The organism is Candidatus Nitronereus thalassa, from assembly GCF_032191465.1.
In the GTDB taxonomy this organism is placed as follows: domain Bacteria; phylum Nitrospirota; class Nitrospiria; order Nitrospirales; family UBA8639; genus Nitronereus; species Nitronereus thalassa.
Map to the genome: position 1 here is coordinate 1790869 of NZ_JAQOUE010000001.1, position 24830 is coordinate 1815698.

Consider the following 24830-nt stretch of genomic DNA (forward strand, 5'->3'; position numbering starts at 1 on the left):
GGTCTTACTGGAGTATCAGGTTCCCCTGACTATCCAAACCATAAAATCTGGCGCCCACCATAATCATAAGGTCTCTCACACTTTCCCAGTCTGGGATACCTTTGGTCACCGCCTTGAATGGTTTCATTTTGCTGATGGGAATTCGATTGAGTTGAAATGGCGGCAGGAGGCCCTCACTAAACAAAATCTCCAAGCTCATCATTCCCCGAACCAGCTGCAATGACACTTTTGAGGGATTGGCCAGTTTGATTTGGGAACGTGCAGTCACCAAGGTAGGATTACTCCCTTCCGGGTCTAAAAATACCAACAGTCGATCCACAGCTTCCCGTCCAATATGCGTGATAAACAATTGCAATTCGGTCTGGCTCAGATCCAGGGAGCCAGTCTCTTCTTCAAAAAAGACCGATAACCCAATGGTGGCATCTACCAAACTATCCCCGGAAATTTTCTGCTTATCCTCGAGCAATTGATTGAGATCGAGGTGCGCAGCTTCGAATCGTCCGGCCACGCCAAACGCTTTGCCTCCGGTCACCATGAGATTCCCGCCCAATCCGCCATCCAGAAGGTTCATGGCTAGGTTTTGAATCTGAAAGGTATCCTGTTCAAAAAGAATGTTCGCGGAAAAATCCGAGAGCGTCAAAAAGCCCAGGTCCAGACGCTCAATGGAGAAACTCTTTTCTTTGCCGTTGATTGCTCGCAGTTGAGACAGCACATCGCTGGGACGAAACACTCCTGAGCGAGGCTTTTTCCTCTCCTGGTCAATCCAATCCAAACGCTTTCGAATATGGATCCGCCCATCCATATTCTTTATGTGGGTTCCATCAAGGTTTAATGCCACATCACGGCTTCCTAATTTCAGAGACACCGCAAGAGGCCCGCGTTCTTTTTTCAAGAGGTCCAGCCCCACCTTGGCTTCACCTGTGCCACTGAGGCCACTCGTTTCCAACACCTTGTGAAACAAATCAAGACTTATTTGAATGTTGGTCGAGACCTGGGAAAACAGATCAGGCAACGCCGTTATGACATCGCTCCTGCCTTCCACGACTTTCCGAAGACCACCGATCGTTCCTGCCATGGAAACGTCTGCTCCGTCCATGCCAACATGAAATGTCTTGACGGCCACTTCATCAAAATTTTTCACCACTAGATTAACCTTTGCAAAAGTCCCGGACAGCCGCTCAAGGGGTAATCCCGGTGCCAGTAAGACCTCGGATAACGAAAAATCGGTTTCAACCCGCGCCACAGGACTTTTCCCAGGTGTGAAAGAAATTGACACCGTACCTTCGGCGCCATTCACCTGATAGTCAGCCAATCCGCCATGCACATCGTTCAAGGAGATCGTGGTCGTAAGCGCGACGGGAATTTCCAAAGTTTGGATATCTTTTTCCTGAGGCACTCGACCAGAAGCCTTAAGGGTAAGGGCAATATCCCCACGCGGATGTAATGCTTGCAGACTTTGAACCGCTTCACCTGAAAGTCTCCGCTGTAACTCTCCAATATTCACATAGGGAACCTCGACCGACACATCAAAGTCCTGCGACACTTGCTGAAAATCGGCCGCGAGGTTTACATCCATCAAGGCTTCGCTAGTGACCCGAAGCGCATCAACCGTAAAATGTTGGTCATCGATCAATTCATGGAGCTTAGCGGACAGCGTCACTTCATCCAATCCCATTCTCAGCGCCGGAGAGCGATATTGAATGTTCTTCATGAACAGGTTGACCGTTTGCTCGGACTTCAACTGGCTGAGTTCGTAGGAAGAAGAAAGCCGTCCACTGAAGGAGGTATCCATGGCCAAATCCATTTGGCCCACCGTTGCCATACCCTCGTATTGAAGACTTTCAAGATTCACGGTTCCTGTGACGGTTCCTCGAATCCCTTCCCTCTTGGCATTATACTCTGTTGCCATAGATATATTCATTTTGCTCAACATTCCTTCCGCGGATAGCCCTTTCTCCTGAACATTCATGTTGGCAATACTCACCTTCGTAAAAATATCTACATCAAGCGGGCGATACTCGGCATCTAGTTTTCCTTCCACGTCTACGGTAAAAAAGTCCGGAGCAGGAAGTTTTTCAATAACAAGATCCTTCAGCAAATGTTGAGGGATGAGAGGCAAGAGATTTTCAAGTTGCGGCTCGATCCGCGTTTTGAGGGCAATACTCACAACCTGGGACGGGCCTGGATCTGGAATCGCTGCCCCTTCGATATGCACCTTCATCAGGTCCCCCAACTCTACGACTAACTGTTTAATGGTTCCCTCTTTTGTACGATGATTCCCCAACCCGTCAAACCGTACGGCGAAGGGAAGGGTCAATGCCTCAAGCGGCTCTTGCGGTGGCACATGGGCGGTTCCTGACATGTTCAAATTCCCGGACACAGGCCCCAAGGCAAAGTAATCTCCAGAAAGCCGAACATCCAAATCTTCCACCCCATAATTTTGGAACGAGGCGTGTTTTGATTGAACGTGAACCTCCAGGCTTCCAGCCTCAGGCTCATTGTCCTTGATCCCGACATCCTTGAGATGTATCTCTGCATTCGTTGGAGTAAGAATCGTTTCAAATTTCGCAAGATCTGCTTTCAATCCTCTAATGATCAGACGGGTATTCACCATTCCGGTCAATCCCTGTTCCCCAAGGTCCCCCTTTACGAACAACGCGGGCAGGAGCAAGCCTGAGATTTTTTGATTGCGGAATTCCGAGGGCACAAAATCATTCACCAAGGCCAATATTCGTTCAAGGTCAAATTGTGCCTCGTCCAATGAAAGATCGACTGATGGGGCACCAAGAAAATGATCGATGGTTCCAGCCAGGGTAACAGCCAGTGCAGGCTCGGAGGAAAGGGTCACATGATCAAGCCCTAAGTGTTGGGAACCCAAGTCGGCCGTCACATCGAAGGATACACTCAGCGGAACACGAAGTTGTTGGTCTTCAAGGTCGACACCAATTTGCGCGACCGACACTTCACCCTTCAGCCGAGCAAGGTCTTTTTCCAAGCCGCCAGAAACCTCTACATTGAGGTCCCGGAGCCGAACGGCAAGATCAGGCGAGACTTCCACTGCAATATTGGTCCGACTTATCACCAAGGTTTCGAGTTCCAAGGCCAAAGGGATGGGAGGTAATTTTTTAGGGTCGGAGGTGGCCGGAGCAGGCCCTGCTTCGGATTCAGGTGTATTCGCTTTCAGCTCAGCAAGATTCAGGGCAAGATCCGCGCCGTCAATTCGCACTTCGTTGATGTTCAATTTCTGTTGCAGCAATCCGAATAAGCTGTAATCTAACACTAAGCGATCGAGCTTAAGTATCGGTGGCTCACCTTCCACTTGCTGAAACACCACCTCCTCAAGACTCAGCCCACTTAACAGGTTGAACGAGAGCTCCCGAATCCGCACCGTCCCATCTAACATGTCGGATAGCCGAACTTCTAATTCTTCACGCACCAGTTCCGAAGGAAACCAAAAGGTTAATAACAGGGCAACGCCAACTAATAAAACCAACACAAAACCGACGAAGATCGTCAGCCATGTGAAGACTCGTTGAAATCCCGATCGTTTCGGTGCTTTGGTCAAGCTGGGTTCAAGATCTGGAAAAGTCATACCACCGGAAGAACACAGTCATTTGGTAATGATGAAGCTTACACGTGAGTGTTGAAATACAAAGGGGGACTAGATCTTAGTCTAGCTTTAGCAATTTACCACGTAGAGAAAAAAAGAGAAAATATGGACGGTTTTCATTCACCGGGATGCGGGTGAAGAGCTTATCTTGATTTTCTGTTACCATTCCCCTGCGTTGGGCGCGGCGGAATCGGAGTATCGAATTCGACTTTTCTGGCAAGCATTCTCTGAGCGTAGCGAGTAGCCCAGCCATATAACTCGATACGGAGGTGGAGGCACCCGAACGGACGCGCACGGTCGGAAATGGTTTTGAGCCCTTTTACCGAAACAAAAGGGACTCGTCGCGGGGGGGAGGGAGACTCCGAATAATAATCCTTATATTAAAAATTTCTGAATCCCCGATTACAGATGTTGGGGATGACGGAAATGGGAAAAGGAGATGCTCTCCTTCGCTTTATCTCCAAAGAGGCCAGACTCCCCACCTTACCACTGCACTCCTAGATTAGGGTTTTAAATCAGACTCTACCCGCAACCCGTCTAAGAACTTATTAAACCCGTTAAACATATCCACCACCGCCATCAACTCGGTCAGTGCGGCATCATCATAGCCCATCTGCTTTAACGCGGCAGAATGCGCGTTCACGCAGTATTCGCAATTATTGGTGGCGGATACGGCAAGCGCAATCACTTGCTTGGTTTTTGGATCTAACTTCCCAGGTCCCATAATCACTTTGAATCGCGACCAGGTAACTTCTAAATATCCAGGATGATTCGCCATGGCCTTAAAAATATTTGGGACAAATGGGACCCCAAAGGTCTTCTTCACTTCCTCATACACGTGTTGAATTTCCGGAGCTGCCTCCGCCTCTTCCACTAATTTAACGGTTGCCATGCTCGAACCTCCTTTATCACCAAGTCGCTATTGAAAATTTCCCTTATTCTATACCTCAGTTGCCAAGCCCTCGGTTAAGGGTACCTCTAAAAACCAGGAATTTTTTGGGAGGGCAAGGAAGCTGCGCGCGGAAAACCGGAGTGTATGGGCGAATACATGAGGATTTGAGCACGCGGCTGACGCCGCCCTCGCGGAAAAGGACGGTTTTCAGAGGTGCCCTTAAGGAATTTCGCCCCACACCGCAAGGCCCGAACGAAACACCAATTTTCTCGCAGAGGTAAACAGGACAATAATGTTATCATTGCCATCCACCTGCTCTATGGCTTCATCGCTGGATAAGGTTTCGGCAAAGAATCCACCCGTAAAGGCCGAGAAGCCTAAAACCCGCCGGTCCGTCACCACTACCGCCAGATGATCTTGTACCAGTGTTCGTCTATGTTCTTCTTGAACGCCTAGCTCCTGAATCTTCCACCGACCAGCAGCGCCCTGGAAACCCAACAGACGTTTATCGGTCCTGACAAATATAAGCCGCGGAGTCACCTGAATCGTCTGAACATTCTCAGAAATATCTAAACGCTGCACGCTCCATCTCTGGGAGGGTCCGGAAAACGCCAACAACCGACCTGGAGTTTGAGCCACGGCATTAAGTCCTTTGGATGCTGAAAACACCACAGGCTCTCCCGCGTGCAATCGTACCCCAATAAATCCACTCCCACTGCCCAGACCTATCACCTGACCGTGGGTAACCACTACGGACACTTCGTCGGCAATTTTGTTTTGTCCTTGGGCCCAAGCCGATCCAAAAGTGAGTGGGATGCTGATGAACGTCGCACCTACCAGCCTCCAACCAACACGACCCTTCAACGTTTCACCTCTTTAGGAAACCACGGGATAAATGCATTCGTAGTCCGTTGATACTCTCGATAATCGTCGCCCCGGCTTACCAGCGCTTGGGCTTCGGCAAATGGAATTCCACTTACTTTCAGCAACGCCCCAATCATCAGAATGGGGCCCACCAGGGTCAGCCATGCATTCGGCAGGCCCACGCTCATGATAACGTAAGAACACCAATGGACCCCTTCAAAAAAGTAATTGGGGTGTCGGGAATATCGCCATAATCCCTCACGACAAGTCTTCCCTTGGTTGTAGGCATGCCTGCGAAAACGCATTAATTGATAATCTGAAATAGTCTCTCCACCAACCCCAATGAACCACACACAGACACCTGCCAGTTCCCACCAATTCCAGGTTGACTCGGGATTGGCCATGAGCACCAGCAGTGGCACAGAAAATACCGCAATGGCCAGGGCCTGCCCCATGAAATACATAAACATCCACCACTCAGCTTTGGGGCCTATTTTGTCACGAATCAATTGATAACGGGGATCTTCCGTGGCATTCAGAATGCGTGCATAAAAAATGTAGAGCCCCAGTCTAAACCCATACCCAGCCCCCAAGCACGCAATGACGATCCGGTGGGTCACCTCACCACCAGCCAACAAACCTAAGCCAAGGGAGACCAATCCGAATCCGATACAAAATCCCACATCTGCCAACCCTGCATTTCGATGATACCAATGATAGGCACACCAGAGCCCTCCCATCATGGGCGTCGTCACCAACCCTCCCCAGAGAAATAATCCCCAATCCATCATGATCTCTTCCTAGACCTCTTCTAATCCCAAAAACATTTTTTCCACTTTATCACTCTACACCAGTCATGAGTATTTTTCTGTATGGCAGCACACAATCCCCGAGGGGCTCCCCCATTTCGGTTGACCGTCCCAAGGGGCTTGTGTATGGTGATTTTCTGATTGCGAAAAGGAGTGAAATACTATGAAAGATCAGATAATGCAGGCCTATTTGGATGTCGAAAAGTCGATGCAACGTTATAACGACATCTTGAATGAATACCTTGTCAGTCTTCAGTCAGGAGAGGAGAGCGATGCCACCAAATTCCAGCGCATGAAGGCTGGAACGAAAGCCATGCGGGACAGCAGCACCATTTACCTCTCCTATGCCAAGTTTGTGGCCTATGGCATGCCCGAAAGCGAAGACCTCATCGAAGACGAGGATGATCTTCAAGCATAATCCGGATCTCGGATCTCGCATCTCGTCGTTCGTATCTCGTGAAAGAGGAAAAACCAAGCGACGCGACGCCCATTGCCCTCTGTTTTACGAACTACAAGATACGAACGGCGAGATACAACTCAACAACCAGGTGAAGGCAACATTCGCCACCCCCTGTTCAGATGCCATATTAGTGGATGACTTATTGGGGAAGGGGGGAAAGACGTGGTCGGGGCGAGCCGATTTGAACGGCCGACCTCTCGCACCCCAAGCGAGTGCGCTACCGGGCTGCGCTACGCCCCGACACCATGGTACTGGCGGTGTCTCTATCAGGATTTCAGGTCGGCGCAATTACTGAACGCTCATTTGGCCTGATTTCGTGCTGTAGGAATTGAGAATTCCTAGGATATCCTGAAGTTCGTTTCGAACTTGCTCTACACGATCTGGGGAAACTTCGGTGGATGGCTGTCTTCGGCGACGGCGCCAATAGCGTTTCAGCCCCATAATGGTATACCCTTCTTCGTAGAGCATTCTCTTTATCTCCAACACCGTTTCAATTGTTTGACGATCATAGACACGGTGTCGCCCTTGGCTTTTTCGGGGTCTCAAGAAACTAAACTCAGACTCCCAAAATCGCAAAACCGAGGCAGGCAACTTGGTAATGGCACTGACCTCGCCTATCTTAAAAAATGATTTTTCTCCGAAATCCAGCCCCATATTCATTCCCAAAGACTCCCACGTCAGTCCCTGACATTGGCCGGGAGTGCCGTTAGGAGTTTACGTATTTTTTGAAAATCTGGCTGGCGCGAAAGGTCACTACACGCCTAGGGGTTATGGCAATTTCCTCCCCAGTCCGCGGATTTCTCCCCTTTCGCTCACCCTTACTTCGAACCATGAAGTTTCCAAACCCAGCCACTTTCACAGGTTCACCGTTTTTCAACACCCCTTTAATCGAATCCAGGACATATTCAACAAGATCCATGGCTTCGGTCTTTGACACTCCCACCTTTTCACAAATCTCGTTGGCGATATCCGCTTTTCGCATCAGGGTTCCTCACACAATGCTGGTTTCCAGTCAAACACACGCCTGGTAGAAAATTATCAAAAATTTCTACCGCAAATTATCGATAGAAGCGCGGATTGTCAAGGAAAATACGTTTAAAATCAACCATCATTGGGTTCTTTGGCCTCTTGATCACGGTTGAGGAGTTTGTATTCAATGCTGTCGGCCAAGGCCTGCCAGCTTGCTTCAATGATATTTTCCGAGACTCCGACCGTACCCCATTTGGCCTTATGGTCCCCTGATTCAATCAGTACCCGCACTTTGGACTCGGTCCCGTGATTACCTGCAAGGACCCGCACTTTATAATCCAACAAGTCAACTTCTCGTAATTCCGGATAAAATTTTTCCAGGGCCTTTCTGAGCGCGTTATCGATGGCATTGACAGGACCATCCCCTACCGCGGCGGTATGCTCAATAACATCGCCAACTTGCACCTTAATGGTTGCTTCAGTTCGGGGAACCTCCTCGGCATCACGTTTTTCGACTATCACTCGCAACCCAAGGAGAGAGAAGGCAGGCCGATGAGTTCCCAAGGCTTCTCGCACCATGATTTCGAATGAACCTTCCGCGCCCTCAAATTGGAATCCATCCCGCTCACGATCCTTCAATTGAGCCAACAATTGCTGAACTCGCGGATGATCTCTGGGAAGTGTCACTCCATATTCTTCCAGCTTATGAGCCACGCCACTCCGGCCCGTATTGTCCGATACCAACACTCGTTGACGATTCCCTACGGATTCTGGGGGAACATGTTCATACGTCAACGGATTTTTCTGAACCGCGTGAATATGAACCCCACCTTTATGCGCAAAGGCCGCATCTCCAATATAGGCCTGCCGCTTATTCGGCAACAGATTCGCAATCTCCGACACAAAGAGCGAGGCATTCCGAAGGTGCTGCAACCGCCCTTCACCCAAAACCGGGTGATTCATTTTCAATTCAAGATTGGCCAAAACCGAACACAGGTTGACATTCCCACATCGCTCTCCAATCCCATTCATAGTCCCCTGAACCTGACGGGCTCCCAGTTGCACCGCAACAAGGGTGTTCGCCACAGCCAATTCTGCATCATTATGCGCATGAATACCCAACGGCACCTGACAGATCGCTTGGACTTTTGGCCAAATAGCTTCAATCTCCCAGGGCATGGTTCCGCCATTCGTATCGCACAGAATGATGCGTTCGGCTCCGCCTTCAACCGCCCGTCGCACGGTTTCCAAGGCATATTCAGAATCCGCTTTATATCCATCAAAGAAATGTTCTGCATCATAGAACACTGACTTTCCGCAGGAACGAAGATAGGCAATGGAGTCCTGGATTAATTCGAGATTATTTTCCAATGTCGTCCCCAAAGCTTCGGTCACATGCAACGGCCAACTTTTGCCAAAAATTGTAATGATGCGGGTATCCGCTGCCAAAAGAGCTTGAAGCGTTGGATCGTTCTCTGCCACATTCCCGGCTTTTCGAGTCGAACCAAAGGCAACGATCTTGGCCTGTTGTAAGGGAATCGCTTTGATCATCTGGAAAAATTCGATATCACGCGGGTTGGCCCCCGGCCATCCTCCTTCGATAAAATGTATGCCAAGTTCATCCAACTTTTGAGCAATGCGAATCTTATCATCTACGGAAAAGCTCACATCCTCAGCCTGGGCACCATCCCGAAGGGTCGTATCGTAGATTTCTAGTTTCATTGATTCGCTATTCACGGTGCTATGTCCTGATTCTTAGCTGAAATTCTTGGTCTCATGGCCTGTTGGATTACCATGGGAAAATTTCGGCCTGCCTATTGTTTCTAAGTTTTAGGTAATTCGTCAACATTATAAGAAACGGCCCCAAGATCCCAGGCAAGGCCGAAAAACAGCAATAATGCAAGATCTTATGAGCGATTTAACCAAATGGAGAGGAAGATGAAACCCTGCCACGAATAACCACAAGCATTTTACTTACGCGTCAACCGGCTGCCCTAAACCAAACTCTTGATGCAATGCTCGAATGGCAGAATTCAAATCTTTTTCATGGAGCACACAACTTATTTTAATTTCTGAGGTACTAATCATCATGATGTTAATGCCTTCACGGGAGAGTGTCTGGAACATTCGCGAGGCCACACCCGAATGGGAGCGCATTCCCACCCCCACGATAGACACTTTGGCGATTTCATCTTTGACCTCAATTGTTTGAGCACCTAGTTCGTCTTTTGCCTTCTCCATTAAGGGCAACGCCCGTGCAATATCGCTTCGAGGCATGGTAAACGAAATATCGGCCAGCGATCCTTGGCTCACATTTTGAATAATCATATCCACGGATATTGAGGCCCCCGCCACAGCAGTAAAAAGATCCGCAGCAATCCCCGGTCGATCAGGGACACCAATGACGGTGACCTTGGCTTGATTGCGATCACCAGTCACGCCCGACACCACCGCCCGTTCCATATCCGCATCTTCATGTGTCACGAGTGTGCCTTCTCCCTCTTGAAAGCTTGATTTCACTTCTACCGGAACGCCATATTTCGCGGCAAATTCTACCGAACGGGCTTGAAGTACTTTCGCCCCAAGACTCGCTAACTCTAACATTTCTTCATACGATAATTTGTGAATCCTTCGAGCATCCGGCACAATATTGGGATCAGCCGTATAAACCCCATCCACATCGGTAAAAATAACGCACCGATCGGCCTTTAACGAGGCCGCCAGTGCCACGGCAGTTAAATCAGATCCTCCACGACCGAGTGTCGTCACTTCAGATCGTTCATTCACCCCCTGGAATCCAGCCACCACAGGCACCACCCCTTCGGCAAGGGCTTGCTGAACCGGGGACGCCATGATTTTTTCAATTCGGGCTCGCGTATGCGAGCTATTGGTGACAATCCCTACCTGGCGACCCGTAAAGGAGCGCGCATTAACGCCTCGGCCACGAAGCTCCATCGCTAATAGCGCAATGGTGACTCGTTCCCCCGAAGAGAGCAACACATCGAGTTCACGATCATCGGGTCGCGTGGTCACTTCATGAGCCAATCGCATTAATCGATCGGTCTCTCCGCTCATCGCCGACAACACTACCAATACCTGGTGGCCAGCTCGCACGGTTTCCTCTACCCGTTCGGCCACCCGATGAATCCGATCAAGGCTTCCGACAGACGTCCCTCCAAATTTTTGAACTAAGAGCGCCATTACTTTGGAGACTTACCCAAGAACCCATTCATGAATCGTGTGGCATCCTTGGCCCCAATCGGCGAATGTTGAGCCTCGACTTCATTGAAGTGAACGTCAGAATTTTTCCCATGAGACTTTTCACTTTCCAATAACGCAAAGGGAGTGGAGGGTGCTCCTTCCTGTTCTTTTTGGCTGCCGCCCCATCGATTACACACGACAAGAATGCGACAATCTCCGGATTCTTGCGCATATTTCACCAGGGGGCCAACTAATTCCTGATCAAATTGCTCCAGCCGACTGGCCTTTTCTTTGCGATATCCCTCGCGAAGATCAGGTTGTTCTTGCACATGAAGATAGACCACAGGCACTTGGGCCGACAGCTTTATCGCACTTTCCGCATAATTCTTAAAAAGGCTAGAGGGTGAATCCCCGTCGCCATCAACATTTAGACCTTTCATTCCCGCACAACGGCTGATACCGATATGTAAATCGGAATTGGAAAGCGTGACACCGATCACTCCAAACTTTTCTTTGAAAGAGGGCAACTCAATGGGTTTACCAGGACCCCACAACCATAGACCATTTCCAGGTTTGAGCCCGGCATCTATCCGCTCTTGATTCACCGGGTGGTTTCGTAATACGACGCGTGAGGCCTCCATGAGTTCTTTGAGTACATCCGCCTTTTCCCCTTGAGGTAGAAAGGCACTCACCAGTTGCCCTATCACAAAATGTGGATCATTGCAGGTCATCCGCCCAACGCCACCAACCCATACCATCAAATGTCGGGAACCCGTGCCTGTATAAAATTGAATGGATTCTCCACCAAGCTGCTCATTGGCTGCCTCAACGAGTTCACGCGCCTCTTCCGTACTGATTCCACCGGCCGTATCATCCTCCAATATCACATGCGCATCCAGCTTGCTCCCCTCAACTTGTCCCGGCTCAGTGGCCAAGGTGACAATGTTACATATAAACGCGACATCCTGTTGATCCAACATGACCTCCAGGCCAGCACCAGCCAATGGACCAGGTCCTGAATAGTACTTGTGCGGATCATACCCCAGAAGAGCCAGGTGCGTGACGTCTCCCGTGAGGGGCAATCCTGCTCCCGACAACTTTAACGATCCAAATTCGCCGTGAGAAGCCAAGAAATCCAGTGAGGGTGTTGATGCGACTTGCAACGGAGTTCGCCCCCCAAGCTCTGGGCTTGGAAAATCAGCGATGCCATCGCCTTGAAGAATGATGGTTTTCATGTTGAGCTTTCGGATAAAGGGCCGTAGGTACGAATGTGGTCTCTGAAGAAGTTAGTGAATCCTTGGTTGAATTTATGCTCGTAACAAGGCTAGCACATCTTCACGTGTCGCTTTGACTGTCCTGGGGCGAGTCGAGGTTTCAACAGCAATATCCGGATCTTTTAACCCATGGCCGGTTAAAGTACACACGACCGTGGCCCCTTCAGGCAACAGTCCGGCTTGACTACACTTTGTCACTCCAGCCACGGAAGCCGCAGAGGCTGGCTCACAAAATACGCCTTCCTCGGCTGCCAATGCTCGATAGGCGCTTAGAATTTCTTCATCCGTCACAATGGCAATTTTTCCCGAAGACTCGTCAACCGCTTGCAAGGCCAATTTCCAGCTCGCAGGGTTTCCAATACGGATCGCCGTAGCCACGGTTTGTGGATTTTCTATCACATGTCCGTGAACTATGGGCGCAGAACCCTCGGCCTGGAATCCCATCATTTTTGGCAAATAATGAATTTGTCCGGCGGTGTGGTATTCACGATAGCCTTTCCAATAGGCGGAAATATTTCCCGCATTCCCAACCGGGAGGAAATGAAAGGTTGGAGCTGTTCCTAATTGATCACAGACTTCCATGGCTGCGGTTTTTTGTCCTTCCAATCGGAATGGATTCAGAGAATTCACGAGTTCATATTCATCTTCAGCGCAAAGTTCACGGACGATCCTCAACGCTTGATCAAAGTTTCCTTCAATTTGAAACACAATAGCTCCATGTACCATAGCTTGGGCCAATTTCCCAAGCGCAATCTTTCCAGCAGGAACTAGTACATATACCGGCAACCCAGCTTTCGCGCCGTAGGCAGCGGCAGCGGCAGAAGTATTTCCCGTCGAAGCACACATAATTGCCCGCACTTGCTTTTCCATGGCCTTGGACACGGCAAGTGTCATGCCTCGGTCTTTAAAGGACCCCGTCGGATTGGCCCCTTCGACTTTCAAATACAATTCGACTTGGGGACATATTTTTTTGGCGAGCCGGTCGGCACGAATCAGCGGGGTATTACCTTCGGACAAACTGATCACGGGTGTCTGCTCCGAAACCGGAAGAAATTTGCGAAATTCCTCAATTATCCCCCGCCATAGAATCATCGCACCACTCCATGCCCAAACCAAGGCGACCAGACCGCAAAGAAACGTATTCTCATGTTTTGGTTACTCACGAAATTGGTAGTATTATCGACCATCATCCTCCACTCGTATCAGAGTGGTGGGTTGAGAAACGACAGAAGACATTTGATTAATTTCTTGTAGCGCCGTTTGCACCGACCGCTCGGATGCCCGGTGGGTCATAATAATCAACGGAACGGTTTGCCCCTTTTGACGACCTTGCTGAATGACCGACATGATGCTGATGCCATGGTGGCCCAACACTCCGGCGATTTTGGAAAGCACGCCCGGCTGGTCCAAAACCATGCAGCGCAAATAATACCGCGTGGTTAATTCCTCCATGGGTCGAATACGAATAGGTGTTCGCTGATCCAAGGGAAATGAGGTCGGGGGCACACGTCCACTCGCCTGACGTTGAATATTACGGGCGATATCAATCACATCACTGACCACAGCACTCCCGGTCGGTAATGCACCAGCTCCTTGCCCGTACAACATCACATCTCCGACGGCATCTCCCACCACATGAATCGCGTTATAGACACCATTGACTTGGGCTAAGGGGGAATGGTTATCAATCAAGGTAGGATGAACTCGAGCTTCGACTGCCCCCTCATGGAGTCTGGCAATCCCCAATAATTTCACCACCATGCCGAACTCAGACGCATATTGAATATCCAAGGACGTAACCTTCTGAATACCCTCCGTAAACACATCCTTGACATTCACCGGTGTACCATACGCCAAACTCACCATGATGGCCAATTTGTGGAGAGAATCAATGCCTTGAATATCAAACGTGGGATCCGCTTCGGCATAACCCGCAGCCTGTGCTTGAGCCAGGGATTCTTCGAATTCCTGGTTTTCTTTGAGCATTTGCGTGAGGATATAATTCGCCGTGCCATTCATGATCCCGACTATGGACACACACCGATTGGCGGCCAACCCCTCCGTTAAGGAACGAATGATTGGAATGCCCCCGCCCACGCTAGCTTCAAACCCTACATCAACCCCTGCACGTGCCGCCGCGGCGAATACATCTTCGCCATGAACCGCGAGCAACGCTTTGTTGGCCGTCACGATATGCTTCCCTTGCGCCATGGCATCCAGCATGACGCGTTTGGCTGTATCATACCCGCCGATGAGTTCAATGATGATGTCGATGCTGGGATCATTCAGAAGACCGGGAAGATCTGAACTCAGCACCCCAGAAGGCAGAGTCAGACCTCGATCCGTGGTCACATCTAAATCCACGATCCGTTTGAGTTCAAGAGGCACGCCGACCCTACGAGCGATAACGTCGCGATTCTCAAGCAAAATCTTGGCTGTGCCTGTGCCCACAGTGCCAAGTCCGACTAATCCAATATTGATTTGGGATTTCATAAAGATACTGGATTTTTCAGCGCGGCCTTGATCCCACTGACCGCTTGACGAATACGATGTTCATTTTCCACGAGGGCAAAGCGCACGTAATCATCCCCTCCATCCCCGAAGCCAATACCTGGCGACACGGCAACTTTTCCTTCGCGGAGTAAAAATTTGGAAAACTCTAAAGAGCCCATACCCGCGAAGGCCGGCGGGATGCGAGCCCACACGAACATCGTGGCTCGCGGATAATCGACTGCCCATCCCGCACGATTGAGACCAGAGACCAAAACATTCCGCCGACGTTCATATCCACTGACGATGGTTTTCACGCAATCCTGCGGCCCATTCAACGCGATGATACTCGCAATTTGTACGGGCTGAAACATACCATAATCGAGGTAGCTTTTGATCTTGGTTAGAATGCCGATGATTTCTTTATTCCCGACACAAAAACCCACACGCCACCCTGGCATGTTGTAACTCTTGGACAAGGAATAAAACTCCACGCCAATTTCTTTGGCCTCTGGAATCTGTAACAAACTTGGCGCCCGATACCCATCAAAGGTCAGGTCCGCATAGGCTAAATCATGAATGACATACACGTTATGTTCGCGAGCAAAATCCACCACCTTTTTGAAAAATTCAAGATCTACCACGCTAGTGGTCGGATTATGTGGAAAACTCATAATCAAAATCCGAGGGCGCGGTTGAGTCTGCATATACGCCCTCGTCAAGTTCTCGAAAAAATCCTCTTGAGGTCCCAGAGGAACACCACGGACTTCTCCTCCTGCGATAATAACTCCATACATGTGAATCGGATAGGTAGGCGTTGGAGTGAGCACGACATCCCCAGGTCCTACCATGGCCAACAACAAGTGAGAAAGCCCCTCTTTCACCCCAAGCGTGACAATGGCTTCGGTTTCGGGATCTAAATCTACATCGTATTGCCGGCCATACCAGGCACATATCGCATGACGTAATTTCGTAATTCCACGAGAGGCCGAATACCGATGATTTTTCCCCTTTCGGGCGGCTTCAATCAATTTATCGACAATGTGGGGCGGAGTGGCATGATCGGGATTCCCCATTCCTAAATCAATGATATCCTCACCCTGTTGACGAGCGGCAATCTTCAGTGACTGAACCTGGCTAAACACGTAGGGTGGAAGCCGCTGAATTCGAAAGAAATTCTCCATAGGGATGCGCACAACCTTTCTTAGGAATTTTGTGTCCTTGACCTACACACAGGCCATTTTCACGCAATCCGATTATTGTAGTAGAGGGGGTAAAACCAGTCAATCAAAGTCTGTCGTTTATCCACGGGGTTTGACTTTCTGTCAATCCTTATCATATCGGCATTTTGGGTTACAGCAAGCCTTGATTGCGACCCCCAGGGCAATTTGCCATAATGACATTCTCATCGATTTCTAGGCGACCACGTACTTCCAATCATAGGATTTCATGGCAAAATTAGGCGTCAACGTCGATCATGTAGCCACGTTGCGACAGGCACGGGGGGGTCGTGAACCCGATCCCATTGCCGCCGCGATTTTAGCCGACCTGGGCGGCGCAGATGGCATTGTCGTCCATCTCCGGGAGGATCGTCGGCACATCCAAGAGCGCGACCTAAAACTTCTTCGAGACACCGTCCCCAACACCTTAAATTTGGAAATGGCGGTAGAAGAATCCGTGGCCAAAATTGCCATTCAGGTTCGTCCCGATAAGGTCACGCTGGTGCCGGAACGTCGCCAGGAACTCACCACAGAAGGCGGCCTAGCCGTCACCGAGCATCGCGAGAGGATAAAAGCCCTGATCCGGGCCATGCACAACGCGCAAATTCCAGTCAGTCTCTTCATTGACCCAGACCTCAGTCAAATTCGCGCGGCGCAAAAGGTCGGAGCCGATGCCATCGAATTACACACGGGACGCTATGCCAATAGCCGAGAATCCGAAGAAATAGAAAAGGAATTTCAGGCCCTGCTTGAAGGTGCAAAATTAGCCCATAAACTCGGTCTGGAAGTGAATGCGGGACATGGACTCACGTACCACAACACTCAACCCCTCACGGAAATTCACGAAATCGTAGAGTTTAATATTGGTCACAGCATCATCTCCCGAGCCGTGCTGGTCGGAATGGAGCGAGCCGTTCGAGAAATGAAAGCCCTCGTGTCGCCTCTGTCATCGAAAATATGATTCAAGGATTTCACAACCTACCAGTTAAATAAATTCGAATGTCGAGATTCGAAAAAGGTCAAAGCCTCCAAGTTTTCTTATTCCACATTGGGATTTCGGATTTGTTTCGAGATTCGAGATTCGAGATTCGGATTTAACATCATCATGACCATCGTCACTGCCAGCCAAATGCAAGAGCTCGATGGTCGCACCATCCATGAGGCTGGTGTGCCAGGAACCATCTTGATGGAACGCGCGGGAACTGGGGTCGTTGAGGCTTTGGAAACGACCTTCGGCTCACTTCGGGATAAAACGTTCACGATCTTTTGCGGAAAAGGCAATAATGGAGGAGATGGTTTTGTCGTGGCTCGCTTGCTTCGACGCAAACGCGCCAAGGTTCATGTCTGCCTTCTGGCAAATCCCCGTGATCTTAAAGGGGACGCCAAGACCATGTATCAACGATTTGCCAAATTAACCGGTACCTCAAGACCTCTGACCAACCCCACCGAAGAAAAAATGCGTCAGTTATGCAACCGCAGCGATTTCCTGATTGATGCTCTACTAGGAACGGGCATTACATCTCCAATTCAAGGTCAGTATCAGACCGCCGTGGATGTCATGAATGCCTCGGAACACCCCACGATTGCGGTTGATATCCCTTCTGGCATCCACACCGACACCGGGGCTATTTTAGGATCTGCCGTTCAGGCTTGCCTCACGGTTACATTTGGCTGCCCAAAACTCGGTTTGTACTTGGGGTCAGCCGTTGACAATGTCGGAATAATTCATTGCGTGGATATCGGCATTCCTCCAGAGTACATTACCAACCTAAATGTTTCTGCCACCCTCATGACCGTATCTTCCATTAAAGAGGTTCTTCCTGTGCGGAAGCCTTCTTCTCACAAAGGTACCTTTGGCCATGTTGGAATCATTGCAGGATCCCCGGGGAAAACCGGGGCCGCAGCCCTTTCCGCTCTAGGCGCTCTACGGGTGGGAACCGGGCTGGTCACAGTTGCGACACCTCAGAGTGCGAATTCAGGGCTTGAAGCGAAAACTTTGGAAGCCATGACCATACCCATGCCTGAAACTCCTGAGCATACCCTGGCACGAGCATCCATGCCGGCCCTCCAAGAATTTGCCCACATACGCGATGCCATAGGCATTGGGCCTGGACTCACCACTCAATCCGAAACAGTGCAATTGATTCGGGAATTACTGCCTGAAATAGATCGTCCTTGCGTCATTGATGCCGATGCGCTAAACGCTCTTGCAGGGCAACCGCAGGCCCTGCAAGCCTGTCGATCGACCCCGGTTCTTACTCCCCACCCTGGCGAGATGGCACGTCTCATGGGCCATACCAACACCTTGGATATCAATGCCAACCGTTTAATGGTTTCACAGAATTTTTCTCAAACTCACGCATGCGTTCTCGTACTCAAAGGAGCTCGAACCATCGTGGCAGGACCAGACGGCCAGGCAGCAATCTGTCCCACGGGAAATCCCGGGATGGCCACGGCGGGAATGGGTGATGTATTGACAGGCATGATTTCAGGATTCTTAGCGCAAGGACTTACGCCCTGGCAGGCAGCAAGAGCTGGAGTTTTTCTCCACGGACTCGCTGGAGACCTAGCGGCGAAAAAACTGGGTGAAGCTGGCCTTATTGCCCGTGACCTATTGGATCAGATCCCCCAGGCTATCCAAACGGTTCAACACGGGGAGTGATCTGTACACGATTCCCTTAGCATCTCCATAAGATATCAACTTTATTTACGAGATTGATGAAACTTTAAAAATTTTCATGGGTCAACAGACAACTAGCATGGACAATCTCAGACCGTTAAAATTGTCCTTTTCAGCTTCTGGAGCGGGGCAATGGACCACCGCGTTGCGGTCTGCTGTCGCCACGCAAGAATTAGGAACGGCCATCGGGCATGAATTACGCGGAGGTGAAGTCATCACGTTAATCGGTGAATTAGGCGCTGGAAAAACCTGCTTGGTTCGTGGAATCGCCACAGGCATTGGACTATCCACTGAAGAAGTTACCAGTCCTACCTTTACGGTAATCCAAGAATACGAAAGCGCGCCTCCGATTGCCCATGTCGATTTGTATCGGCTAGAACATTCTATGGCCATTGAAGACATTGGACTCTCCTCCTATTTCGACACTGACCATGTCGTAATTATCGAATGGGCCGATCGGATTTCATCTTCGCAAATTCCAGAGGATCGGTTAGCCCTTCATTTGAATCACAGGAGCCGAAATTCTCGACATTGTACGCTCCAAGCTTTTGGGAAAAAGAGCCAGGCATTGTTACAGGCCCTGATTAGCCAAGGAAGTTAAGACCCCATGTATTCAGGGTCCCCTGTTTTGCTTACAACAAGTACACCGCACCACAATGAGCACGTCTGATCTCACGCCCTTAATGCGGCAATACAAAGAGGTGAAGGAGGCCTACCGGGATGCTATTGTCTTCTTCCGGGTGGGAGATTTTTATGAAATGTTTTTTGAGGATGCGAAGGAGGCGTCCAGCATTCTCAATATTACCCTCACCTCCCGGGATAAAAACAGTCCAAACCCAGTGCCTTTGTGCGGGATTCCTCATCACGCCTCTTCCAATTACGTTTCCAAACTTCTGAAGTCTGGAAAAACCGTCGCGCTCTGCGAGCAGGTGGAAGACCCGAAATTTGCCAAGGGATTGGTCAAACGTGAAGTCGTAAGGCTCTATACTCCGGGTACTCTATTCGACGCCGAACTACTTGACTCCAAAGAATCCAACTTTTTGTCGGCCGTGTCATGGACGACCCAAATTAATAAAGAAGAATTTTTTCGATGTGGGATGGCTGCCGCGGATCTTTCCACGGGAGAATTTATCCTTGCTGAGTTTTTCGGACCTCATGCTCAGGACGATTTGCTTGACGAACTTCTTCGAACCGGACCCCAGGAATTGATACTTCCAGATAACTCCTCCCAAGGTCACCCCTCACTCCAAAGGTTGCTGGCAGCCATTTCCACCCTGCGAATTCCTTGCGTTCAAGACGACAACCCTGGCGATTCTCATATGGATGCCGCGCATCGGCTTCTCCTCGACCAGTTTGAGGTGGCAGGATTAGAGAATTTGAACCTTGATCCCTCGATGGTATCTGTTCAAGCAGCCGTCATGATTCTCAAATATCTGCATCGCACCCAACCCTTGTTACGCCATGGGCACCTTCAACGTCCTCAGGTTCGGCATACTACCCAAGAAATGCATGTAGATGCCATGACCTTACGAAACTTAGAAATCCTTTTTCCCCTGAATCCCGAACAAAAAAACGCCACCTTGCTTTCGGTTTTGGATCACACGGTAACGGCTATGGGAAGCCGCTTGCTTCGACACTGGCTAGTTCGCCCCCTCCTCAATGTACGCGCCATCAATGAGCGACTGGATGCCGTCGCTGAGATGGTCAAAGAAATCAAAGGTCGAATGGAACTTCGCGAAACCTTAAAAGGTATTCCCGACCTTGAGCGAATCAGCAGCCGGATCGCTCTGGAAACCGGGACACCTCGGGACCTTCTCAATTTACGGGAAGCGCTTTCCTCTATCCCAACAGTTCGGCAACGACTAATTCCTTTTCAGAGTCCGTTAATCAAGGGGCTTCTTCAAGGCTGGGACGATCTTCAAGACCTTGCGATGTTTATTCAAAGGGCGATCTCACCCGAAGCACCGATCAATGCCAAAGAGGGTGGGATCATTCAAGATGGCTATAACGAGGAAGTCGACGATCTTCGAAGAATTACACGCGAAGGAAGCCGATGGATTACTGATCTTGAACAGCAGGAACGCCATACCACTGGCATTGATTCCCTGAAAGTCAAGTATAACCAGGTTTTTGGATACTATTTCGAGGTCACCAAACCAAACCTTTCTCGTGTTCCGGGACACTTCATTCGGAAACAGACCATGGCCAATGCGGAACGGTTCACCTCCGATAAGTTGCGTAGCCTGGAAGAAAAGATCACCGGAGCCAGCCTTACCTTACGGGACTTAGAAAATGAGCTGTTTCAAGCCGTTCGCCAAAAAGTTGGGCAGGAAACCTTACGGGTTCAGGGCATGGCGAAACGCTTTGGCATTCTCGACCTCATTCTCACTTTTTCAGAAATCTCCGCCAAATATCGATACTCCCGTCCGGAACTTCATGAGGGAGGAGGGATTCATATTAAGGAAGGACGACACCCAGTCATTGAAAAGCTTTTGGCCTCCGAAGGATTTATCGCTAATGATACCTGTTTGGACCTTGACGAAAACCGTCTCCTGCTCATCACCGGACCTAACATGGCCGGCAAAAGCACCTTTTTACGACAAACTGGTCTCATTGTTTTGCTCGCCCATATTGGGTGTTTTGTGCCTGCGTCTGAAGCAAAAATCGGCCTGGTCGATAGAATATTTACAAGAGTGGGAGCTTCGGATAACCTCGCTGGAGGGCAAAGTACCTTCATGGTGGAAATGTCCGAGACAGCCAGAATTCTTGGGGCTTCTACGTCAAAAAGTCTTATTCTTCTGGATGAAATAGGAAGGGGAACCAGTACTTATGATGGGTTAAGCCTGGCCTGGTCCATTGCGGAATACATTCAGGACCGCAACCATTTGGGAGCCAGAACTCTTTTTGCGACCCATTACCATGAAATGACGGAATTGGAAAACCACCGAAGCGGGATAAAAAATTACACCATTGCCGTGAAGGAATTGGAAGACAATATAGTTTTTTTAAGAAAAATTATTCCAGGAAAGGCCGACAGGAGTTACGGAATTCATGTCGCTCAAATGGCCGGCATACCAAAACAAGTGATCAGCCGTGCAGAAGAAGTTCTCTCTCAACTCGAACAATCAGAAAGTTCCCAAAAAACAGACAGCGAACAAACCCCTAATGATAGAAACGACCTGCCTACACCCCATCCCATCCTTGAAGAAGTAAAACAAATGGATCTGTTTACCATGACACCATTAGAGGCAATGAATCGATTAGCTGAGTTAAAAAAACAAATCGGTTAAAAAAGAAAAGGCGAAGTCTTCGAGAAGACTTCGCCTTTTCTTAATTTACGCTAACGAACGGAAAAACTGGTTTATTGGAGGGATGCTCCAAATTCACCCGTTGCCGTACCTTTTGATTTATTAGGATTTTGATTGGAGTTTGGGATCACTCCAACAATAGTTTCTCCACCTGGAATCATCACATCATAACGCATCTTGCGATTTTGTTGCCAGGAGTTATTGTCCATCGACTGAACAATACCGATGCTCCGAAGGCTATGAATGCTTCGTGGCTTGTCAGGTGATCCAGCAATTTCAGGGATTTCTTTAATCGCCGACACCACACGGTGATTTTGTTCTGTCTCTTGGACAGTCAATTCCACGAGGGTGTATTTCGAAGCCTGGGTTCCAGTCATGACGGCTTGACTGTGAGAATCTTTACCCAGAGATTGCAATTTTGACCACACGGCATCATTTCCCGCATACACCTTGAGGTTTTTTCCAGGGAAATACTTTTGCCAGTAATATCCGCTTTCGGCATTACCACCGAAGACAGCCACATTTACCCAGGCTGCTTTGTCGTAAGGATCGACGACCGCCACTCGAGCATGAAGGGTCGTTGGCTTGCTGAGATCGCCCCATTCAAACCTTTCTTGGAATGCTTCAATGGCAAAAGCACTGGAGGCCATTCCGCCTACCAAGGCAATGGCAGCTAAGACTGCCAACCCGGTTGTACGAACTTTCATAATCCCATCCTCCTCTGTAAATGATAAAGACTTTTTGATTTCAAAAAATAATTATTATTTTTCTAAATTTAGTTTCCTAATACTTTAAAACCCGTGACGGTATTTCCACCAGAAAGTTGGACTTCCATGGCGACGAATTTTTGCGCAGCTTCGGTAAGTTGCTTCATTAATGAGGAATCTTTGACATGAAGTCTCACGGTCGTTTGAGGATTGTACCAGCCAGCGTAAGAGGCATTCTTTTCCTCACCGCCCTGGTAACCCCATGAGCAGCACACAAACAAAGGATCTGGAATTGCGACATTCCGATCGTCAGAAGCCCGGCCAAGAGGATCCCCAGCTTCGCCAGGTCCACTGGTGTTCCAGTACTGAATGCCAAAAAGAATTTCCCCATCGGGATTGTCCGCCCAATGAGCATACACGCGACCCTTTAAACTGCTGGCAACTTTCCCTTCGAGCTTCATCCCACCTAATGTGGCAATGTCATTGGGATCACCAGCACATTTTTTGTTTGAACTGCACGGCCCCTTTTGGGCTTCTGCAAAGCCTACGAACCCAACGGTCATTAGGCCCACAGCGAAGAGAGCAACCAAAGCACCACGGAAAAATGACTTCTTCATTTCCCCCTCCTTTACATAGGATGACATAATGAAAATGAAAAGACCAACAGTTAACTTTTAACGAACGACTTCTCTAATTGCAACATTGATGTTCTTTTGATGTTCTTTTTTGAGAATTTAGGGAGCCTACCTCCTTTCCGAACACAGCACCCTTCAATTTTCAATATCTTGGCAAACATTTCTCCTTATATTCCCATATAATTTCAAGGGGCACATGCTACTAATCTGGCTCCAGGAAGTCAAGAGGCATTTTGTTAAAAAAAGGCCTAATAAATCTTTAAAAAACTGACAATTTACTGAAGAAATGACGTTTTTGATATGGGCCCCAGGGCCGTGACAGTCATTTCTTCTTCCCTTAACAAATCCCTCGCCACACTTTGAATTTGTTTGATTGAAATTTTATCGATTTCCGAAAGCATTTCCCTAAGAGAGACATATCGGCCCTGAGAAATTTCATCCTTAGCTAATTTATTCATTCGCCCATAGGTCCCTTCCAGTCCCAGCATGAGGGTTCCTTTGAGCTGATTTTTTGTTCTGCTCACATCGGATGGGGCTGGACCTCGATTTCGAAGTTTCCGAACTTCCCGACGCACAACATCCACTAACTCCGGCGCGTCTTTTGCTCCCGTTGCGGCATAAATGGTCAGGGTGCCGACATCGGAAAAACAGGATAATTGCGAATAAATCGTATACGCTAATCCCCGCTTTTCCCTGACCTCTTGAAATAACCGTGAACTCACCCCCCCTCCAAATAAGGCATTCAAGGTATGCGCCGCATAACGGGTTGGGTGATTGGCGGGAATTCCCGGCAACCCAAAACAGACATGGGTTTGTTCCAATTGTTTAGGATGCACAAAGATCCCGGTGCGAAGGTCCGGGGGTTTGCGGAGTTGTACGGAATTGGATTTCCTTCGAGATGGCGTCCATTTTCCAAAAGCCCGGTCCAACATCGGCACCAACACCTTGGGTTGGAAATTTCCGGCCACCGAAATGATCAATTTTTCAGGACGATATTGCTCTTGAACATACTCCAAAATATCTTTTCGTCCAATTCGCCCCATGGTGGTTGGACTCCCCAAAATTGGCCGTCCCAAGGGATGACCTCGCATCACATGATGCGCATGCAGTTCTTGGACAAAATCTTCAGGGTCATCGCGAACCATTCGGATTTCCTCAAGCACCACCTGCTTTTCTCGAGCAATTTCTTTGGGTGGATAACGCGAATGATGGAATAAGTCAGCTAATAAATCGACTGCTTGGCCAATCTGCTGGTCCAGGACCTTGACATAAAAGGCCGTGGACTCATGACTGGTAAATGCGTTCATTTCACCACCAAGGCTATCAATCTCATTGGAAATTTGAGATGCCGATCGCCGCTTCGTGCCTTTAAACATCATATGTTCTAAAAAGTGGGACAGGCCTTCCTGCCCCTTGGCTTCATCCCGAGTCCCCACGTTGATCCAAAGCCCAATAGCAACAGACTTTAAGGCGGACATCCGTTCCATGACCACCCGAACGCCATTATTGAGGACTACTTTACGCACGTCGACAAGTTCCTTTATGAAAAGGTCAACAGATTTTTTCTATGAGGAGAAAATGGAAGTCTTCGCCCCCGAGGGCAAGAGAGGAATTCTTGGACGAAATCATCGCAAAGCTGTTTCATGGGGAACCCCTTTGGCATTGCGATGGAAACCCGAAATCAAAAAAAGGTGACCGCATCTGACGCAGC

Annotated in this window: 20 protein-coding genes and 1 tRNA gene; 5 read left to right on the forward strand and 16 right to left on the reverse strand. The window is 49.2% G+C overall.

Annotation, left to right across the window (positions count from 1 at the left end):
* Positions 1-4: 4 nt before the first annotated feature.
* The 4 genes from PPG34_RS07980 to PPG34_RS07995 all read right to left on the reverse strand — a co-directional run bounded on the left by PPG34_RS07980 (position 5) and on the right by PPG34_RS07995 (position 6157).
* Positions 5-3592, reverse strand: a complete 3588-nt coding sequence (locus PPG34_RS07980) for an AsmA family protein (RefSeq protein WP_313832665.1) — start codon at positions 3590-3592, stop codon at positions 5-7.
* 520 nt (positions 3593-4112) lie between these two features.
* Positions 4113-4502 carry a carboxymuconolactone decarboxylase family protein gene (locus PPG34_RS07985; protein WP_313832666.1) on the reverse strand — a complete coding sequence of 130 codons (390 nt, stop codon included), beginning with the start codon at positions 4500-4502 and terminating at the stop codon, positions 4113-4115.
* A gap of 219 nt (positions 4503-4721) precedes the next feature.
* Entirely contained in the window at positions 4722-5366 is a 645-nt protein-coding gene (locus tag PPG34_RS07990) for a hypothetical protein (protein ID WP_313832667.1), read from the reverse strand.
* A complete protein-coding gene (locus PPG34_RS07995; RefSeq protein ID WP_313832668.1) occupies positions 5363-6157 on the reverse strand; it encodes a DUF1295 domain-containing protein in 795 nt (264 codons plus the stop codon). Before PPG34_RS07995 ends, PPG34_RS07990 begins: the two co-directional genes overlap by 4 nt.
* A 181-nt stretch (positions 6158-6338) precedes the next feature.
* On the opposite strand from PPG34_RS07995, the gene PPG34_RS08000 reads away from it, so the two are divergent.
* Positions 6339-6593 (forward strand): hypothetical protein, encoded by a 255-nt coding sequence (locus tag PPG34_RS08000; RefSeq protein WP_313832669.1) that lies wholly within the window; start codon positions 6339-6341, stop codon positions 6591-6593.
* A gap of 205 nt (positions 6594-6798) precedes the next feature.
* Here the strand turns inward: PPG34_RS08000 and PPG34_RS08005 are convergent.
* From PPG34_RS08005 to PPG34_RS08045, 9 genes are all read right to left on the reverse strand, one after another.
* Positions 6799-6875: transfer RNA gene (locus PPG34_RS08005), tRNA-Pro, on the reverse strand.
* A 48-nt stretch (positions 6876-6923) separates the two neighbouring features.
* Positions 6924-7295, reverse strand: a complete 372-nt coding sequence (locus tag PPG34_RS08010; protein ID WP_313832670.1) for a MerR family transcriptional regulator — start codon at positions 7293-7295, stop codon at positions 6924-6926.
* Positions 7296-7341: 46 nt separating this feature from the next.
* Positions 7342-7617, reverse strand: coding sequence for an integration host factor subunit alpha (locus PPG34_RS08015; protein WP_313832671.1), 276 nt, complete (start codon positions 7615-7617; stop codon positions 7342-7344).
* A 119-nt stretch (positions 7618-7736) separates the two neighbouring features.
* Complete coding sequence (gene cimA, locus PPG34_RS08020; RefSeq protein WP_420888091.1) at positions 7737-9326, reverse strand: citramalate synthase; 1590 nt, start codon at positions 9324-9326, stop codon at positions 7737-7739.
* 252 nt (positions 9327-9578) lie between these two features.
* Positions 9579-10805 (reverse strand): aspartate kinase, encoded by a 1227-nt coding sequence (locus tag PPG34_RS08025; RefSeq protein WP_313832673.1) that lies wholly within the window; start codon positions 10803-10805, stop codon positions 9579-9581.
* Positions 10805-12040: a hypothetical protein gene (locus tag PPG34_RS08030; RefSeq protein ID WP_313832674.1), complete on the reverse strand. Its 1236-nt coding sequence runs from the start codon at positions 12038-12040 to the stop codon at positions 10805-10807. Before PPG34_RS08030 ends, PPG34_RS08025 begins: the two co-directional genes overlap by 1 nt.
* 72 nt (positions 12041-12112) lie before the next feature.
* Positions 12113-13171: a threonine synthase gene (gene thrC / locus PPG34_RS08035; protein ID WP_313832676.1), complete on the reverse strand. Its 1059-nt coding sequence runs from the start codon at positions 13169-13171 to the stop codon at positions 12113-12115.
* A gap of 84 nt (positions 13172-13255) precedes the next feature.
* Positions 13256-14572: a homoserine dehydrogenase gene (locus PPG34_RS08040; RefSeq protein ID WP_313832677.1), complete on the reverse strand. Its 1317-nt coding sequence runs from the start codon at positions 14570-14572 to the stop codon at positions 13256-13258.
* Complete coding sequence (locus PPG34_RS08045; protein ID WP_313832678.1) at positions 14569-15753, reverse strand: aminotransferase class I/II-fold pyridoxal phosphate-dependent enzyme; 1185 nt, start codon at positions 15751-15753, stop codon at positions 14569-14571. Before PPG34_RS08045 ends, PPG34_RS08040 begins: the two co-directional genes overlap by 4 nt.
* A 265-nt stretch (positions 15754-16018) precedes the next feature.
* Here PPG34_RS08045 and PPG34_RS08050 point away from each other — a divergent pair, with 265 nt between their 5' ends.
* The 4 genes from PPG34_RS08050 to mutS all read left to right on the forward strand — a co-directional run bounded on the left by PPG34_RS08050 (position 16019) and on the right by mutS (position 21759).
* Positions 16019-16750, forward strand: a complete 732-nt coding sequence (locus PPG34_RS08050; RefSeq protein WP_313832680.1) for a pyridoxine 5'-phosphate synthase — start codon at positions 16019-16021, stop codon at positions 16748-16750.
* Positions 16751-16894: 144 nt separating this feature from the next.
* On the forward strand, positions 16895-18451 hold the full coding sequence (locus PPG34_RS08055) for an NAD(P)H-hydrate dehydratase (protein ID WP_313832682.1): 1557 nt from the start codon (positions 16895-16897) through the stop codon (positions 18449-18451).
* A gap of 76 nt (positions 18452-18527) precedes the next feature.
* Positions 18528-19070 carry a tRNA (adenosine(37)-N6)-threonylcarbamoyltransferase complex ATPase subunit type 1 TsaE gene (gene tsaE / locus PPG34_RS08060; RefSeq protein WP_313832683.1) on the forward strand — a complete coding sequence of 181 codons (543 nt, stop codon included), beginning with the start codon at positions 18528-18530 and terminating at the stop codon, positions 19068-19070.
* 55 nt (positions 19071-19125) lie between these two features.
* Positions 19126-21759 (forward strand): DNA mismatch repair protein MutS, encoded by a 2634-nt coding sequence (mutS, locus tag PPG34_RS08065; RefSeq protein ID WP_313832684.1) that lies wholly within the window; start codon positions 19126-19128, stop codon positions 21757-21759.
* A 71-nt stretch (positions 21760-21830) separates the two neighbouring features.
* On the opposite strand, the gene PPG34_RS08070 is transcribed toward mutS, so the two are convergent.
* The 3 genes from PPG34_RS08070 to PPG34_RS08080 all read right to left on the reverse strand — a co-directional run bounded on the left by PPG34_RS08070 (position 21831) and on the right by PPG34_RS08080 (position 24645).
* Positions 21831-22484 (reverse strand): hypothetical protein, encoded by a 654-nt coding sequence (locus PPG34_RS08070; protein ID WP_313832685.1) that lies wholly within the window; start codon positions 22482-22484, stop codon positions 21831-21833.
* Between the two features lie 68 nt (positions 22485-22552).
* Positions 22553-23101: a hypothetical protein gene (locus tag PPG34_RS08075; protein WP_313832686.1), complete on the reverse strand. Its 549-nt coding sequence runs from the start codon at positions 23099-23101 to the stop codon at positions 22553-22555.
* A gap of 293 nt (positions 23102-23394) precedes the next feature.
* Positions 23395-24645: a M16 family metallopeptidase gene (locus PPG34_RS08080; protein WP_313832687.1), complete on the reverse strand. Its 1251-nt coding sequence runs from the start codon at positions 24643-24645 to the stop codon at positions 23395-23397.
* Positions 24646-24830: the final 185 nt, after the last annotated feature.

Coding starts and splice junctions, on each gene's coding strand:
- PPG34_RS08000 (WP_313832669.1), top strand. CDS start 6,339: ATGAAAGATCAGATAATGCAGGCCTATTTGGATGTCGAAAAGTCGATG.
- PPG34_RS08075 (WP_313832686.1), bottom strand. CDS start 23,101: ATGAAGAAGTCATTTTTCCGTGGTGCTTTGGTTGCTCTCTTCGCTGTG.
- mutS (WP_313832684.1), top strand. CDS start 19,126: ATGAGCACGTCTGATCTCACGCCCTTAATGCGGCAATACAAAGAGGTG.
- PPG34_RS08070 (WP_313832685.1), bottom strand. CDS start 22,484: ATGAAAGTTCGTACAACCGGGTTGGCAGTCTTAGCTGCCATTGCCTTG.
- PPG34_RS08045 (WP_313832678.1), bottom strand. CDS start 15,753: ATGGAGAATTTCTTTCGAATTCAGCGGCTTCCACCCTACGTGTTTAGC.
- PPG34_RS08025 (WP_313832673.1), bottom strand. CDS start 10,805: ATGGCGCTCTTAGTTCAAAAATTTGGAGGGACGTCTGTCGGAAGCCTT.
- PPG34_RS07980 (WP_313832665.1), bottom strand. CDS start 3,592: ATGACTTTTCCAGATCTTGAACCCAGCTTGACCAAAGCACCGAAACGA.
- PPG34_RS08055 (WP_313832682.1), top strand. CDS start 16,895: ATGACCATCGTCACTGCCAGCCAAATGCAAGAGCTCGATGGTCGCACC.
- PPG34_RS08040 (WP_313832677.1), bottom strand. CDS start 14,572: ATGAAATCCCAAATCAATATTGGATTAGTCGGACTTGGCACTGTGGGC.
- cimA (WP_420888091.1), bottom strand. CDS start 9,326: ATGAAACTAGAAATCTACGATACGACCCTTCGGGATGGTGCCCAGGCT.
- PPG34_RS08010 (WP_313832670.1), bottom strand. CDS start 7,295: ATGAATATGGGGCTGGATTTCGGAGAAAAATCATTTTTTAAGATAGGC.
- PPG34_RS07985 (WP_313832666.1), bottom strand. CDS start 4,502: ATGGCAACCGTTAAATTAGTGGAAGAGGCGGAGGCAGCTCCGGAAATT.
- PPG34_RS08015 (WP_313832671.1), bottom strand. CDS start 7,617: ATGCGAAAAGCGGATATCGCCAACGAGATTTGTGAAAAGGTGGGAGTG.
- PPG34_RS08050 (WP_313832680.1), top strand. CDS start 16,019: ATGGCAAAATTAGGCGTCAACGTCGATCATGTAGCCACGTTGCGACAG.
- PPG34_RS07995 (WP_313832668.1), bottom strand. CDS start 6,157: ATGATGGATTGGGGATTATTTCTCTGGGGAGGGTTGGTGACGACGCCC.
- tsaE (WP_313832683.1), top strand. CDS start 18,528: ATGGGTCAACAGACAACTAGCATGGACAATCTCAGACCGTTAAAATTG.
- thrC (WP_313832676.1), bottom strand. CDS start 13,171: ATGATTCTATGGCGGGGGATAATTGAGGAATTTCGCAAATTTCTTCCG.
- PPG34_RS08030 (WP_313832674.1), bottom strand. CDS start 12,040: ATGAAAACCATCATTCTTCAAGGCGATGGCATCGCTGATTTTCCAAGC.